Genomic DNA, 15,278 nt, shown 5'->3' with positions numbered 1-15,278 from the left:
GAGTTGTTTGTTTGATTATAACACAAGTTACGTTCAAGCATAGCTAGGCATTAGTGCCTAGCTCCAGCTTGTCCAAAAACTCATTCTTAAAATTTGCAGAACATCGCTGACAAATAGAGGATTTTGATGAAATATGTTGAAATGATCTACAACAAGTAGCTCTCATGCATCTCATGCTTAATATAGGAGGGACATATGCTTCAAAGAAATAAACACAAAAATTCCATATCCAAACAAACCTTCAATCCTGTTTGGGGTTCCTTAAAAATCGCCGTAATATATTTTATTATAGGATGCTTATGGATTCCTTTAACAGATAAAGCCGTTTCCACTTTTACGCGAGATCCGGAGTGGATTAGACTTATTAATATAATTAAAGGCTGGTTCTTTATCCTCATAACAGCTTTGCTTATCTTTGCATTAATTCTAGGCACTCTGAAACGGATTAAAAGGATCGAAAAGAAACTGGATCTTGCCTATAGGGATAGGGTGAGCGCCCACGAAAATCTAGAGGCCGCCTATGAGGAAATCACAGCTACGGAAGAAGAACTCAGACAACAATATGATCAGCTCATTGAGAATCAAGAGAAGCTAGCCTTGAATGAAGAAAGGATGCATTACCTGGCGTATCATGATCTATTAACCGGCTTGCCCAACAAATTAGCCTTTTATGAGAATGGGCCTCACATTTTGGAACTGAATAACATTGCAGCCTTAATGTTCATCGACATTGATTACTTCAAATATGTAAATGATACGATGGGCCATGAATTTGGTGACCGGCTAATTGTTAAGGTAAGTGAGAGATTGGTGTCGCTGGTTGGGAGTAGTGGGGAAGTGTATCGTTTCGCCGGGGATGAGTTCATCGTTCTTTTATATTCTATTGAGAACAGTCAGTGCATAACAAGCGTAGCCTCCCAGATTATTACCGGTTTTAAAGATGCGATTGAGATGGATGACAGTCTCCTACATGTTAGCCTAAGCATCGGAATCAGTACTCACCCCGAACATGGAAGTAATATTATGGAACTCCTTAAATGCGCAGACATCGCTATGTATAAAGCCAAAGACGCTGGCAAGGGTCAAATTATTGTCTTTGATCAACCGCTCAATGATACTTTTACTGAGCGAATGAACATTGAGAAGCGGTTGTATAATGCTTTAGAGAAAAATGAGCTGGAAGTATTCTATCAACCACAGATTGATCTGGCTCAGAACAGGGTGACGGGACTAGAGGCTCTTATGCGCTGGAACAGCCCTATACTAGGTATGGTCCCTCCGGATAAGTTTATCAAAATAGCAGAAGATTCCCATCTCATCATTCCCCTCGGAGCGTGGGTGCTCAGAACGGCCTGCGCCTTTTTGAAAAGCCTTCATGAGCAAGGATTATCACATCTGACGATGTCTGTTAATATTTCAATGCTGCAGCTACTGCAAAGCGACTTCAATGAGTTAGTTCTAGACACCTTGCAAGCCTCCGGGCTAGATCCTGAATACTTAGAGCTGGAGATCACAGAGAGTGTTCTGGTTGAATCTTACGAATATGTGAGCAGTAAACTGACTGAACTCAGAGCTCACAACATAAAAATTGCCTTGGATGACTTTGGTACCGGTTATTCCTCCTTAAGCTATCTTACTCATATGCCGATCTCGACTTTAAAAATAGACAAGTCCTTCATTGATTCCATTCGAACAGGGACACATCAAGCCGTTCTCGTCGAACAAATTATTATGATAGGTAAACGCATGAATATGTGTGTTATTGCAGAAGGTGTGGAACGCACTGTACAACTCGATTACTTGCAGGAGCAAGGCTGCGATAAAATTCAAGGTTACTTGTTCAGTAAGCCACAGTCCGCACAGAGCGTAAAAGAGCTATTAACCGAGTGGGAGAAGGTTTCGAGCTTAAATGAATAAAAATGAACCTATTTTTTTGTATAAGAAGGTGTTACCGGATTGAATGTCATGACATGGATTGACTTATCATTATTCTTCGTTCTATTCGTTCTGTTCATCTACATATTTGTTACTGTAACAATCACTAACTTACATAAGGTTTACTTGACTTTCCATTTCACGATGATGTTATGGCCCTTCTGTCAATTTGCTCTCAAGACTACAGTTGATCCCGATGTTCAATTGTTTTATGTAAAGCTCGCTTTTATTGACTCGATACTGTTAACGATTGGATGGCTTCTTTTTACGATTTTTCTCACTGGCAAATCATATCTCCTCCGAAAAAAGAAAACGCTGATCCTATACATTGTCGCAGCATTGATCTTAATAGGAGTGATCATCAATCCAAAGCAAAGCTTTGTACTCCCTATGCATGGTGGATATGTTGAAAGATCCTATGGTCCGCTTTTTTGGCTGTTTATTCTCTTTTTGATCTGCACCATTACTATTTCTCTGTATATCATCTATTCAGCGCTTATATCGAACGCCACACAGCGGATCAAAAAACAGGTTACTCATGTACTCAAAGGTGTACTAGTGCTGACTGTATTTGTATTACTGGATGTCTTTCTTAATGTGGTACTATTTAAATCTCAGCCGGTGATTCCGGGGATGACCTCTCTGGGGATACTAATCTCTGCCATCTTTTTCGTCATTGCCATCCATCGCGATAAAATATTTGATCTCGTAACCATCGCCCATCAGGATATCATTGACACACTCACACTAGGTATCCTTGTACTGGATGATAACGAGACTGTGGTAGAAATCAATCGATCGCTTTTGCCAAATATCAACCTACAGATCGGTGATCGCTTCGACTTATCGACGCTAACACCCCAGGAGCAGACTGCCAGCGCTTTCCGATTGTTTCAACATTCATATCTTAAACAGCCCATGGAGAGAACCGAAGTTGAAGTATTCTACACCTCGCTCCAAGCATACATCAATATTACAGCGGCACCAATTGTCGTAGGCGATATCATGGTTGGACGGATTCTCACTTTTCAGGATAGAAGCGAGCTGCATCGCCTCATTGCTGAGACTAATCATCAGAACGTGATCCTGCAAGAGCGTAATCTGGCATTAATTGAAATCCAAAGTGAGCTTTCTCAGACCAACCAAAAACTCAAGCAGATGGCCATAACCGACAGCTTAACAGGTTGTTATAACCGTCATTACTTAACGCAGTACTTAGAACAAGAAATCATAGAAAATATGATATTGAAGCAGCCTTTTGCCATCATTCTACTGGATATCGACTTTTTCAAAACAGTGAACGACAATTACGGCCATTTAGTAGGCGATGTTGTAATTTGCAGCACGGTAGAGGTCATTAAGCAATCGCTGAGGGAGACGGATATTCTGGCACGTTATGGCGGAGAAGAGTTTATCGTCTATTTACCAAATACGAACCACTCACAAGCAAACCTCTGGGCAGAGCATATCAAATTCATGATAGAGGCCAATAAAGTATATTTGGATGAGGTTGCTCATTCTGTATCTATCACTGTAAGCATGGGACTACTGTCCATTAATAATTTTGCAGAGCAGTATGCAGAAAGCCCGACCAATCAACTAAATGATTTATTCGAATCTGTGGACAAAGCCTTATATCAAGCCAAAAATGCAGGACGAAACCAGATTGTTGAGATCATAAGATAATGCTCTTTCGAATATTGGCTCAAAAAAAAGAATCAGCCCTACTTCTATCGAAGGTAAGCTGATTCTTTCTTTTTATATCTTTTTAACAAATTCAGATTTTAATTTCATAGCTCCAAACCCATCAATTTTGCAATCAATATCATGATCTCCGTCCACTAAACGGATGTTTTTCACTTTGGTACCTATCTTCAGAACGGATGAGCTTCCTTTTACCTTAAGGTCCTTGATTACGGTTACTGAATCGCCGTCGTTTAATACATTACCGTTGGCATCTTTGATAACCTTTTGATCTTCACTATTCTCAGACTCTGATTCTAATGTCCACTCATGTGCACATTCCGGGCAAACAAGTAGACTTCCATCTTCATAAGTGTACTCAGAATTACATTTCGGGCAGTTCGGTAAATTAGACATCGTTTCATTTTCTCCAATCGTAGTTCAAATTCTAGCTGTCTTATAGCTGACCTTTAAAAGTATATTTCATATTCATGAAGGAATCCACTATATCCAGATAGTAAGCTTTGTTCGACATTACCTGATTTCCGCTTAGAAAACAAACTACTAAATATTATCTTGTATATGTTTTCACAATTGACTATGATAATAATAATGTAAAATTTTCAATAAATACATAGGAGAGTGAACAATGATTAGTCAAAGGAGTGTCGGATTTTCCATTATATTGTCATTAATTACATGTGGAATATACGGAATATTTTGGTTTATTGCTCTAACGAATGACGTAGGCAAGCTAAGTGGAGACTACACATTTACTGGAGGAAAGCATTTCCTTCTGACATTGATTACTTGCGGGATATGGAGCCTGGTTTGGGCCTACCAGATCGGTAAACATGTTGCAGAGGCTCAAAGACAACGCGGCCAACTCGTATCCGATAATTCAGCTCTTTATGTGATCCTCACCATTTTTAGTTTTGGTATTGTTACATATGCTTTGGTGCAATCCGATGTTAACAAATTGGTATAATTTCACTATGCATAAGAGGACACACCCTAAACTATTTTGGGGTATGTCCTTAAGTCTCCTTGGCTTCCTGTATTTCACTGTATGGATGCCCTTAACCAATATAGGTATACCTTGTCTATTTCATGAATGGACTGGATTTTATTGTCCGGGATGTGGAATCACAAGAGTTATTCTATCCTTGTTAAAGTTCGACTTCATTCAGGCGTTTAGATTTAACCCGTTGCTATTTATTCTGGCGCCTCTCTATATGCTGTACTTGATTACTGAAAAGAAGCGTATTCAACCACTTAGCCATGGAATTATGGCTTTGATGTTGATCCTAACCGTTACATTTGGAGTACTGAGAAATTTCCCAATGTTTGATTACTTGGCCCCAACAGTAATTCGTTAGCATCAACTATGGTTGCATAATCGCTTGAAGTCGCACAATCGCCTGAGCCCGGTCAACCACCTCTAATTTGCTATAAAGATTACTAATATAATTACGCGCTGTTCCCTCCGCGATATGCAGTGTATCGGCGATTTCGCGGTTATTCAGTCCCCGGATAATGAGCTGCGCCAACTCCTCTTCCCGTTCTGTCAGACTCATCCGATCTACATTGGATCTTTGCCAATGTTCGTACTCCGTCAGTCTATTCATTCTCGTCGCCAATTTCGCTGCTACCGGGGCTGGCAGGATAAATTGCCCGGATATCGTATCACGGATCGAAGAAATCATTTTGTCTGCATCCATATCCTTCAGCATATACCCGCTTGCTCCAAATGCCATACCCTCAACAATATAGTCGGTCTCTATAAAAGTGGTTAAAATCAGAATGAATATATCTGGACGAATCTGCTTGATTCGTTTTAGTGCACTGATCCCATTCATAATCGGCATTTGAACATCAAGCAGTACCAGATCGGGCTGAAATGTTTCCACCATCACGCAGGCCTCTTCACCGTTCTTGGCAGCGCCGACCACCTCCATATCATCCTCCAGATCCAGAATGGTACGAAGTCCTTCACGCGTCAACAATTGATCATCTGCAATTACAATCTTTATCTTACTCATTTTCTATTCCCAACCCTTCGCATTGGCAGATCGATTTCCAGTAGACAGCCCTCATTCATTTCTGAATCGATGGATAAGCTACCTCCCAGTTGCTCCACCCGTTCTTTCATCGTCCTAAGTCCAAAACCCATCACTATATGACTATCTCCTGACCCACGATCTTTGAGCCTAAACTGCAAATTCGCTCCGACAGACTCCAGACTAAAATGGAACTCCGTACTCTTACCGTGTCTGATTCCATTCGTTAGCCCCTCCTGCAAAGCATGATAGATGGCCTTTTTATAGGCTGTTGACATGGCCTCCGGCAGATCATAAATAATGGCATGGACGACAACGCCTGCATTACGCTCAGTATCACGAATCAGCTGCTTCAACATAACCGTAAGGTCCGAATACTTGTCCTCCTTCAGCATATGGACAGAACCGCGGATTTCATTCAAGCTATGCCGAACAAGATCCTGCGCCTCAACCAATCGCTGGACGCCACTATCTATATCTTTTTTCTGGAGCAGACGCTTTCCGGCTTCAATCTGCAGAATCGTCGATGTAAGTGTATGCCCAACAATGTCATGAATCTCTTGGGCAATACGATTACGTTCCTCAAAGACGGTAGCTTCGGCCAAAGCCGCAGATGTTTCTCGCATCGAACGCTCCAGACTACGAGTTCTTTCTACAACTTGGTCCTCTAGATTTTTTTTAAGATATTGGATTCCCGAATACAGCTTGGCGTTAGCAATTGAGATTGCGCATTGTGAACCAAGCAGCTTGAGCACATCGAGTCTACTTGGAGTAAATACACCTGGGGCTAGGTTATTCTCCAAATAGAGTAAACAAACCAATTTATTCTGATTCATGATAGGAAGACAAAGAACCGATTTCAGTCTATTCTTTCTAACGTAAACGTTACGCGTAAATATCCCATCACTGAGCGCATCATGTAATACAACCTGCTCCTGTGTTCTTGCTGCATAGGCTATAATCGCTGCCGGAACAAGATCTGACTCTTCCCCTAGAGGAACAGATTCGATATGTTGAGCCTCTGCGGTACCATAAGCTTCAACCATCCATTTGCCATCATGATCAAAAATAACTGCCCCATATTCGGCCCCAGCATTATGGAGCATGATCCGCATCAGCGTGGCCAATAATCGACTCATCTCCATCTCGCCCGATAAAGCTTGTGCAGACATCACCACAGAAAGGGAATCGACTCGATCGAGCCCGGGCTCCCGTTTAATATGCAGCAAATGGCTATGCTGCTGCTCAAGGTCAGCCGCTTTAGCCTTTGCGCCCCATTGCAGATAAGCCTCGTAAGCCTCAGTCATATAGATTCTTGCTAGATGCAATTTGCCATGACGAAGCCCATACTTGCCGTAACACTCCGCCGCCATCGCTAAATCGTGAATATGACCGTTGATACGAGCAGTCTCAATAGACTGCTCATATAAGGCTTCAGCTTGTCGTGGATCTCGCGATAGACGAGTCAGCTCAGCCTTCATCAACAGATATTTATGCTCATAATTTACCGGGCAACGCCTAGCAAACTTTTTCATTTTCTTCAGGCAACTGCGCATTTTTGCCCGATATATACGTTGCTCTTCAGCGTTATATTCCTCATGCAACTGAGCCCAGACTAAACATTCATACACAATCTGCATGGGACTGTCTAAGCCATCTTCACGTGATTTTATAATGGCTGCTGATTTCGCTAATGCCTCACTGGCTTCGCGGTACTCCCCAAATACATATCCTGTCAAATATTGGTATACCCAGACCATTTCTTGTATAAAATCAAAGGTATCTCCATGAACCGACTGTGCAAAATCAGGTTCGCTAATCTCTGCGATGTTAAATGGATCATCTACAGAGCGATAACCTGTCAATCGAAATAGAGTAGCCACAGCTATGATAGCCTGCTTACAATGAAGACTGTTGTTATGGCGCAGCAAATCTCCGGAATGAGTAATTAACCGATCATAGATATCGCCTAGTGGATGACCAAACTGCAAAAGGGAGGCACAGTTGATTAGCATGTTCTGGTTACCTTTCCATAAGTCACCTGATTCCAGCCCCACTTTACCTGCTTTCTCGGTAAACATACGGAGCATAGCTGGATCATAATTCCGCCAGCTATCGTAGCACATTGCAAACGCAGCCAAGGTTGTCATATGTAGTTTCGGATAGGGTTCCGATAAGCTGCACGCCAGCATGGCCCATTTAAATGTTTCTTCATCATTACGGAAGTAATAGTATTGAAACATTGCATAGCCTATGAATCCAATGGAAGCCTCCGGAGTCATCCCATAATCGAGCGTTAATTCAATCATGGTGAAGGAAGAAGCGAGCCACCCTTCGCGATTGACATAGAAGCAGGCATTGCTCGTATGATCTAAAGTGGACATTGCGACTCTACGAGCCTCATCCGTCATCGGAGGTAAAAGATTAAGCGATTCGAGTGAGACCTTCTGTAATCTATGCCGCAATCGTAACCATTGGAGTGTCAATTGAACATAGCCGGGATCAAATTTATGCTTCACATTCAGTAACGATAATGTATGCTGACCTAAGGAGATAACCTCTTCGTGGTTATCATTACTTGCTTCCAACTGCACCTTCATCGCGTAGACGTATGCCTTATCCATATTTGTCGCAGCTTTATCAATTAGCAGATGGAATAATTCATTAGCCGTGTCAAAATGGGAACATAAGTATTCGAGCTCCGCCTTCTCCCGAAATACCCGGAAGGTTAGCTCATAGTGCTCCTCCCAGCTCCGCTCCTCTAGTAACGCTGTTGCCTGAAGCATATATTGTAAGGCTGTCTCATGTGCGGTTGTTTGCTTCGCTTTTATCCCTGCCTGTAAGTTCAGCTCTACCAATTCAAGCCTCTGTTCAGGGCGACCTATCCACGCAAGCGCCTGATTCAAATGATGGACAGCTTCAAATAGAATTGTTCCTTCATTAAGAGAGCTGCGGCCTAGCAGTAGCATGCCAATCCTCCAATGCAGCTCTGGGCGCGCCTCTTCGGGAACAAGTGCATGAGCCGCCCGATGGATGCGGTTATGCTGGAATTTAAAATGCGTATATTCCTCCCCGGTAACAGGTTGTAGCAAGCGTCCATTCACAGCAGCTTCCAACGCTTCGGTCAATGTCTCTACCGGAATCTCCGTAATCTCGGCAAGCGTACCCACATCAAATATGCTGCCCAATAAAGCAGCTCTACTAAGTGCATACACCGTCTGATCGGGAAATTGCTGTAATTTACTTGAAAGATATGCTGCTGCATTATCGGGAACACTCAATTCAGTAATGCGCTGGAGGTCCCATTTCCAGCTTCGAAGATCCTCGTCAAATTTCACTCGCTGATCATCAATCAAATCCTGAAGGAATTGCTTAATAAATAGTGGATTCCCATCTGTCTTATGTAGAAGTACCCGCGCTAACTCGTCCAAGTCAGCAGCCTCGTAACGCATAACATCCAGTAGCAGTTGTTTTAAATCGGTGAGTTCAAGCGCCTGTAGAGAAATTTTACTCATCACTACGTTACGGTCAATCAAATGCTTTTCCAGCCTACTCAGTGGGTGCAGGCTCGTAATTTCCCGGTCACGATAAGAAAGAACGATTAGCAGATGACTCGTGGCCGTGTCCTCTATAAGCGAAGTTAGATATTGCAGCGATGTTTCATCCGCCCATTGCATATTGTCCAATATCAAGATCAAAGGATGATCCTCATGAGGAAAGAGGTGTATAAATCGACTCATGATTAATTGAAATCGATGTTGAGCTTCCAGCGGCGGCAACGGAGGTACAGATGGTTGGGGGCCAATCAAGAGCTCAAGTTTTGGGACGAGTTCAATCAGCAGTTGCCCGTAACCGTCTACAGCTTGTACAATACGCAGCTTCCAAACCTCCACCTGCAGCTTCGTTTCCATCAGCAGTTGACTGACCAATTCTTCTATAACTTGATGCCAGATGCCATAAGGGAGTGAAGTATGTAAAGATTCAAATTTGCCTCTGGCAAAAAAACCATCCAAAGAAATCGAATTTCTAAGCGTTTCTTTCAGAAAGGTTGTTTTGCCGATACCACTCTCACCGCTAAGCCAGACCGTCTTTACAGCACCTTGCGATGCTCGTTTCAGTGCTTCTCGTAAGCTTAGTTTCTCAAAATGTCTTCCGTAGAATCGTTCAGATACCGTCCAGCGTTCAGGAATATCCCAGCTTCCTAACAGGAAGGGCTCAATGTACCCGTATTGTTGTAGATGGGATAGACATTCCTCAAGATCCGACTTGATTCCAAAGGCGCTGGCATATCTCGCATCAGGCATTTTCTCCATGCATTTACCAACAATGTCAGAGACAGAGAGAGGGATAGCTGGAAACCTGTGATGTAAAGGCTCAGGTGTATCTGCAAGATGACGATATACAATATCAACAACATCATGAAGCTCAAAGGGGCGACTGCCTGAGAAACATTCATACATAATGACTCCAAGCGAATAAAAGTCAGAACGATAGTCCGGGTTCAACCCAGTTCGACCCGTTTGCTCTGGCGATATATAAGGAAGTACGGCATCCGGTCGCCCGCTTAAGGGTGACAATGGACAGGTATCATTTTCAGTCGAGCACATTCGTATATCCATAAATTTCGTTTCAAAAGTAATTGGATTGACGATTAGATGAGCGGGGGTTAGTTCATTTAGTGTTATTTTTTCACGATGAATTTGCATAAGACAATCAGCAACAGCGATGGCGATCCGAAGCAGCACTGGAAGCTCCAGTGAATCAGGTGTACGCAGTATCTGATCTAGCGTACTGCCCTCTATATCTTTTAGGAGAAGGACTGGCCGATCCGGTGTGATTTCCAGGCTATACGCCTCGATTGCTCCACGACCGCTAAGTCGCTTAAGCACGTCATACTCATAACGAAAAGCATCAACCATAGTAGATCCCGGGTACTCGCCTTTAGTTGTCTTGGCGATAACCCTAAGGCCATCTTCTTGACGTAGGAGTCTGTACAGCCTGATATCTGAGGTGGTTTCTATTTGATCTAACGTTTGGTATCCTGGCATCTCAAACATTAACAGCACTCCCTAGTTACAATTAGGTAGACAGAATACGCAATATCGCAAAGTAGTTATACTCATTATATCATCTGATCTCGCCGTGCTACTCTATGTTATATCGAGCCCTACCATCAGTTGTTCGATATAAAAACTCCTAAAAATTCAGGAGGTGTCCCAAGAGCTATGAACTGGCTGCTGAGACACCTCCTCGTATTTAATGCTAATGTTATATTTCTACTCATAAGACATTTCGTATTTTGTTAGCCCTATCGCGTTTGCGTACAGTGCCGCCTGTGTCCGATCATTAACCTGCAGCTTCGCTAAAATCTGGCTGACATGCTTCTTGACCGTAAATTCACTGATAAAGAGACGTATAGCGATCGTTCTGTTGCAAGCACCTTGTCCAAGTTCAATCAGTACTTCCTTCTCTTTCGGTGTCAATTCATCCGTCGGACTGCTGCCGCTAATACGCATCTTTTCTTCCATTAGACCAGGATCATAATACTTTCTCCCTTTGTACACTAACTGGATAGCAAAGAGTAATTCCTCCGGCAGCGCCTCTTTTAGGACATATCCATCTACCAGTACCTCTTCAGCCCTCAAAAAATCCTCTCTGCTCGCAGAGGAGGTCAACAGAATGAACTTACTAACAATGCCGCGAGCACGTGCTGTCTTAATGATATCCAAGCCTGATTCATCAACAAGCTTAAGATCAATGAGGACAATATCTGGCTTTGTTGCTTCAATCACATCAAATGCTTCTTGACCATTCGTAGCTTCACCAGCGAATTGCACACCTGGCTGCATTGAAATGACAGATGCCAGCCCTCTTCTAACTAAAGGATGATCATCCACAATAACGATTTTCATAGAAAGGCCTCCCTCTAAATCTCATGGCAATCTTAATTCTCTATATCAAATCCACTTAGGATACCGTCCAATTAATGTCTGCCCGTTTGGCCCCTTCCATCTTGAGCAAGATTTCCAATTTGATATACAGATCACTGGCCTTAAGCTCTGGATAATAGTCTGCCTGAACATTAGCAAAAGATTCTCTCACATGATTACGCATCTGAACAATCGAGTGTAAGCAGCCATAAAATAAGCTCCGATTATAACAGTGATGATCAATCCGATTCCTAACATCTGCATTCACCTCTAATGTATTTGATTAAATGGGCTGGAAGAGTTGGACCATCTGATTCATTATAATTAAAAGATTTATCCGGTTATAGTGAGCGTTGTCATCACTTCTGTCATATTACAAAATGGATGTTTTTTACATAATGCGAGCCTCATATTACGTAAGCCCAATAAAAAACAGGCGAATCATGGTTGGATATACCACAATTCGCCTGTTTTCTTTTGCCTATGGAATTTAATTATTAACTATCCCAGACCATGATTGATACTTTTGGACTGGTTAACCTCTTAATTTCCGAGTCAAAACAAACGCCGGAACCAATTCCACACATCACCCGTGATGGGGATTAACCCGAAGCCATGCTCGCCAACTGCGATTAGACCATATGCCCATTGGCCAATAGCTACTGCTCCCCCAGCAATTCGTCCTATGGCTACCACCCCAAATGCCGTATCACCTATGGCGACAGCTCCCAACGCTTTTTCGGCTATCGCGATCGCTCCTACAGCTACTCCTGCAATGGCAATCGCCCCAGCTGCGAAGCCAAGCCAGCTAAGTGCTATCGCTCCAAGGGCTAACCACATTCCTAGTGATATTGCACCCACGGATAAAACCCCTACGCTTATCGCACCTATGGAAATCAAGCCTATAGCTACATCTCCAATAGCAATTAATCCAACGGCTGTCATCACTTGTGGCTTGCTTCCGTGACCATACCCCTGACCTGAGTATCGACCCAAATTGCTGCGAATACTTACCACCGGAAATGATGGAGACGGCCATTGATAATCAATTTCTCGTCCACCTAACCCTCTAGAATCCGCCCAGCGTGTGAAGTACTTATGCCATTTCATATCCATCCCGTCCCCCTTCTCAATTACCTTAATTATACAACCCCAGGGGTTTGCCTGTACTCAGACTCTGACCCGAAATTCATCTCATCCTCTAGACGGAGATATGCTCGTCTCAATCAAAATCCGTATACTCCAGTAAATACGCCGGGTCTAACACGGTAATCTGCTGATGTTGAATATCAATAATCTTTTGCTCTTGCAGATCTTTAAGCACAAGGGTAGCCGTCTCCCTGAGTGTTCCGATCATATCCGCGAACTGCTGATGGGTTAGTCGGAAATTAATCCTAATCTCGCCTTGCTCCTCTACTCCGAATCTTTGGTATAGTCTTCTTAGTGTAAAAATCGCACGCGCTCTCGCATCATGAAATTTCATTTCGTGTAATAACCGATTCGATAACAATAAACGGTCCATCTGCAGCTGCATCAATTGTTCTTTAATCAACGGGTAATCGGCAAGCATCTGCTCGAAAGGCTCACGTTTAATCTCAAATAATACTGTATCGTTCATAGCCACCGCAGATAACACTCTTACATTGGAGGGATGGATCACTTCCAAATCGTCAAAGAAATCCCCTTTTCCAAAAAGATCTACGGCCAATATACAGATAATAAATCATCATCCTGTTATATTCTATCGTAACGATGCCAAAACCAATAACAAAGGAGATCCTTCTATGAGATATAATTTTGACGGAAAAGGACTTACAGAAACGCCAGAGATCGTATTTGAGAGCAAATCGCTACTAGAACTGAGCATGTACAACAACCACATTAAAGAGATTCCCGATCAGCTTTTCCTTCATGATGAATTAGAGGTACTTAACTATGCAGGCAATGAAATCGAGCGGTTATCAGAGAGCATCAATCGTTTAGTTCACCTTAGGATGCTGGATTTAGGCCATAATCGACTGAAAGTGTTGCCGAAGAGCATTGGCGGACTACAGGGGTTGGATTCTTTTCTATACCTAAGTAATAATCAGTTTGAACAGCTGCCGGAGCAGCTTTGTAATCTCCAGAAGCTCAAGTATCTGAACGTGACGGATAATCATCTCAAGCAATTACCTATCCGTATAGGTGAAATGAGCAGTCTCATTGAATTGCGGCTATATTACAATCAGCTGGAAAGTCTGCCAGATTCGATCACACAAATAAAAGGGCTGAGAGAGATCCATCTATATGGTAATCAACTGGTCTTGTTACCCGAGCATTTGGGTGCAATAGAAGAACTTCGGATAATTGATTTAAGTGATAATCGAATCACTCAGTTGCCTTCATCCATCGGTAAACTAAGCAAGTTAAGAAGACTGAGTCTTCGAAAAAACAAACTGAATAAGCTTCCTGAGGAAATGGGTCAATTAAGCAGCCTTGTTGAGCTTGACCTAAGAGATAATCATCTGCAAGAAATTCCGGATTCCTTTCTACAGCTAGAACGATTAGAGAAATTGGATCTCAGATGGAATCACAGCTTGAAGGGAACAGATATTTTAGAACAATTAGAGCAAAGAGGATGTATCGTTTATAAATAACAAAAAAGCCCCCTGTTAAAGAAGCTTTTCATTCAAATCTATGCTATGCGTGACTCGGTTTCTCCCCTGTTCTTTAGAAGTATAGAGCGCTTGATCAGCTTTTTGCAGTAGGGTGGCTTCTGAATCGGTTGGAATAAAGGTAGCTACACCAATGCTCACCGTAATCTGGCCCATTTCCCAAGTTGAATACGCGATAGATTTCCGTAAATTCTCGGCTATGTTCTTTGACTCTGAGATATCTGTATTAGGTAAAAGAAGTACGAATTCCTCACCGCCATATCTAGCCGCAATATCCTCTTTACGAGATTGCAATTTCAAGATACTTGCCATTTTCTCCAGCACATAATCACCTGTCTGATGCCCATAGGTATCGTTCACTTTTTTAAAATGATCAATATCTATAATACACAGCGAAAATGCTGCCTGATCCCGGCCATACCCTACAATCTGCTCTTCCAGCTTCTCTTGAAGAAACCTTCTATTCTTCAGCCCGGTCAGCTTATCTGTATTAGATAGCTCTACTAAAACGGCATTCATCTCCATCAGCTCGGCTTGCTTCTGTTCAATTTCCAAATGAATTCGCTTGAGTTCGGCAAGCGCCTGATCCTTTTCCCAGTAAGCTACTTCTATTTGCTTCTTGGCAGACCGAAGCTCCAGCTCATAGTCAATGCGTTTTCCCATCTGTACCAAGATACAATCAATGATCTCTACACCTTCACACTCCAACCGTCTGCCATTCAATAAATATGGAACCGCTTTACCTTCACTATCTTTCAGATTTATAAATAACTCTTCCACCTGTCCATTTAGATTAATAAAAGGATAGAAGTATGAATGAAAAATAAGCTTGTTTGCCGTAGACATGATAGATTCAAAATGCTTATGCACCAAATCAACCTGTTTATACCCCATACGGTCCAAGAAAGTATGATTCACATCCTTGATTATTCCTTCATGGGTAATAGAAACATAGCCACAAGGCGCATATCTTAATCGGTCATCCATGATCTAAATATCCTTTCAACACAGCATAA

General features: G+C 42.5%; 13 protein-coding genes. 5 read left to right on the top strand and 8 right to left on the bottom strand.

Translation table 11 applies throughout. The annotated features are described in order from the left end of the window. The first annotated feature begins 489 nt into the window (after window positions 1–489). Together L1028_RS22915 and L1028_RS22910 are read left to right on the top strand one after the other, a co-directional pair. Window positions 490–1,917 carry a putative bifunctional diguanylate cyclase/phosphodiesterase gene (locus tag L1028_RS22915; protein ID WP_234540057.1) on the top strand — a complete coding sequence of 476 codons (1,428 nt, stop codon included), beginning with the start codon at window positions 490–492 and terminating at the stop codon, window positions 1,915–1,917. Between the two features lie 48 nt (window positions 1,918–1,965). Continuing rightward, complete coding sequence (locus tag L1028_RS22910; protein ID WP_234540125.1) at window positions 1,966–3,621, top strand: histidine kinase N-terminal 7TM domain-containing diguanylate cyclase; 1,656 nt, start codon at window positions 1,966–1,968, stop codon at window positions 3,619–3,621. Between the two features lie 72 nt (window positions 3,622–3,693). On the opposite strand, the gene L1028_RS22905 is transcribed toward L1028_RS22910, so the two are convergent. After that, window positions 3,694–4,035 carry a zinc ribbon domain-containing protein YjdM gene (locus L1028_RS22905; protein WP_042131582.1) on the bottom strand — a complete coding sequence of 114 codons (342 nt, stop codon included), beginning with the start codon at window positions 4,033–4,035 and terminating at the stop codon, window positions 3,694–3,696. A 232-nt stretch (window positions 4,036–4,267) separates the two neighbouring features. On the opposite strand from L1028_RS22905, the gene L1028_RS22900 reads away from it, so the two are divergent. After that, window positions 4,268–4,606 carry a DUF4234 domain-containing protein gene (locus L1028_RS22900; protein ID WP_234540054.1) on the top strand — a complete coding sequence of 113 codons (339 nt, stop codon included), beginning with the start codon at window positions 4,268–4,270 and terminating at the stop codon, window positions 4,604–4,606. A 43-nt stretch (window positions 4,607–4,649) separates the two neighbouring features. Further along, window positions 4,650–4,997, top strand: a complete 348-nt coding sequence (locus L1028_RS22895) for a DUF2752 domain-containing protein (RefSeq protein WP_234540049.1) — start codon at window positions 4,650–4,652, stop codon at window positions 4,995–4,997. 6 nt (window positions 4,998–5,003) lie between these two features. Here the strand turns inward: L1028_RS22895 and L1028_RS22890 are convergent, their stop codons facing one another. The 6 genes from L1028_RS22890 to L1028_RS22865 all read right to left on the bottom strand — a co-directional run bounded on the left by L1028_RS22890 (window position 5,004) and on the right by L1028_RS22865 (window position 13,316). Beyond that, window positions 5,004–5,660, bottom strand: coding sequence for a response regulator (locus L1028_RS22890; protein ID WP_234540047.1), 657 nt, complete (start codon window positions 5,658–5,660; stop codon window positions 5,004–5,006). Next, window positions 5,657–10,735: an AAA family ATPase gene (locus tag L1028_RS22885; RefSeq protein WP_234540045.1), complete on the bottom strand. Its 5,079-nt coding sequence runs from the start codon at window positions 10,733–10,735 to the stop codon at window positions 5,657–5,659. The genes L1028_RS22890 and L1028_RS22885 overlap by 4 nt, the downstream gene beginning before the upstream one ends. A 219-nt stretch (window positions 10,736–10,954) precedes the next feature. Next, window positions 10,955–11,590: a response regulator gene (locus tag L1028_RS22880; protein WP_234540043.1), complete on the bottom strand. Its 636-nt coding sequence runs from the start codon at window positions 11,588–11,590 to the stop codon at window positions 10,955–10,957. Window positions 11,591–11,645: 55 nt separating this feature from the next. Next, a complete protein-coding gene (locus tag L1028_RS22875) occupies window positions 11,646–11,792 on the bottom strand; it encodes a hypothetical protein (RefSeq protein ID WP_234540041.1) in 147 nt (48 codons plus the stop codon). A 371-nt stretch (window positions 11,793–12,163) separates the two neighbouring features. Beyond that, the gene (locus tag L1028_RS22870; RefSeq protein WP_234540039.1) at window positions 12,164–12,718 is read right to left on the bottom strand and encodes a hypothetical protein; all 555 of its coding nucleotides are present in this window, start codon (window positions 12,716–12,718) and stop codon (window positions 12,164–12,166) included. Between the two features lie 112 nt (window positions 12,719–12,830). Next, the gene (locus L1028_RS22865) at window positions 12,831–13,316 is read right to left on the bottom strand and encodes a Crp/Fnr family transcriptional regulator (RefSeq protein ID WP_234540038.1); all 486 of its coding nucleotides are present in this window, start codon (window positions 13,314–13,316) and stop codon (window positions 12,831–12,833) included. A gap of 76 nt (window positions 13,317–13,392) precedes the next feature. On the opposite strand from L1028_RS22865, the gene L1028_RS22860 reads away from it, so the two are divergent. Further along, window positions 13,393–14,244 (top strand): leucine-rich repeat domain-containing protein, encoded by an 852-nt coding sequence (locus L1028_RS22860; protein WP_234540037.1) that lies wholly within the window; start codon window positions 13,393–13,395, stop codon window positions 14,242–14,244. A 15-nt stretch (window positions 14,245–14,259) separates the two neighbouring features. On the opposite strand, the gene L1028_RS22855 is transcribed toward L1028_RS22860, so the two are convergent. Continuing rightward, window positions 14,260–15,249, bottom strand: coding sequence for a sensor domain-containing diguanylate cyclase (locus L1028_RS22855; RefSeq protein WP_234540034.1), 990 nt, complete (start codon window positions 15,247–15,249; stop codon window positions 14,260–14,262). Window positions 15,250–15,278: the final 29 nt, after the last annotated feature.

Origin of the sequence: Paenibacillus pseudetheri, assembly GCF_924513355.1 — a bacterium.
Taxonomy (GTDB): Bacteria; Bacillota; Bacilli; order Paenibacillales; family Paenibacillaceae; genus Paenibacillus_AQ; species Paenibacillus_AQ pseudetheri.
Note: the sequence above shows the minus strand (reverse complement) of the source record. Positions and strands in the feature narration are given on the sequence as shown.

Excerpts from the sequence above, each read along its gene's own strand:
- L1028_RS22890 (WP_234540047.1), bottom strand. The coding sequence starts at position 5,660 with ATGAGTAAGATAAAGATTGTAATTGCAGATGATCAATTGTTGACGCGT.
- L1028_RS22900 (WP_234540054.1), top strand. The coding sequence starts at position 4,268 with ATGATTAGTCAAAGGAGTGTCGGATTTTCCATTATATTGTCATTAATT.
- L1028_RS22875 (WP_234540041.1), bottom strand. The coding sequence starts at position 11,792 with ATGCGTAATCATGTGAGAGAATCTTTTGCTAATGTTCAGGCAGACTAT.
- L1028_RS22860 (WP_234540037.1), top strand. The coding sequence starts at position 13,393 with ATGAGATATAATTTTGACGGAAAAGGACTTACAGAAACGCCAGAGATC.
- L1028_RS22870 (WP_234540039.1), bottom strand. The coding sequence starts at position 12,718 with ATGAAATGGCATAAGTACTTCACACGCTGGGCGGATTCTAGAGGGTTA.
- L1028_RS22905 (WP_042131582.1), bottom strand. The coding sequence starts at position 4,035 with ATGTCTAATTTACCGAACTGCCCGAAATGTAATTCTGAGTACACTTAT.
- L1028_RS22855 (WP_234540034.1), bottom strand. The coding sequence starts at position 15,249 with ATGGATGACCGATTAAGATATGCGCCTTGTGGCTATGTTTCTATTACC.
- L1028_RS22910 (WP_234540125.1), top strand. The coding sequence starts at position 1,966 with ATGACATGGATTGACTTATCATTATTCTTCGTTCTATTCGTTCTGTTC.
- L1028_RS22895 (WP_234540049.1), top strand. The coding sequence starts at position 4,650 with ATGTCCTTAAGTCTCCTTGGCTTCCTGTATTTCACTGTATGGATGCCC.
- L1028_RS22880 (WP_234540043.1), bottom strand. The coding sequence starts at position 11,590 with ATGAAAATCGTTATTGTGGATGATCATCCTTTAGTTAGAAGAGGGCTG.
- L1028_RS22885 (WP_234540045.1), bottom strand. The coding sequence starts at position 10,735 with ATGTTTGAGATGCCAGGATACCAAACGTTAGATCAAATAGAAACCACC.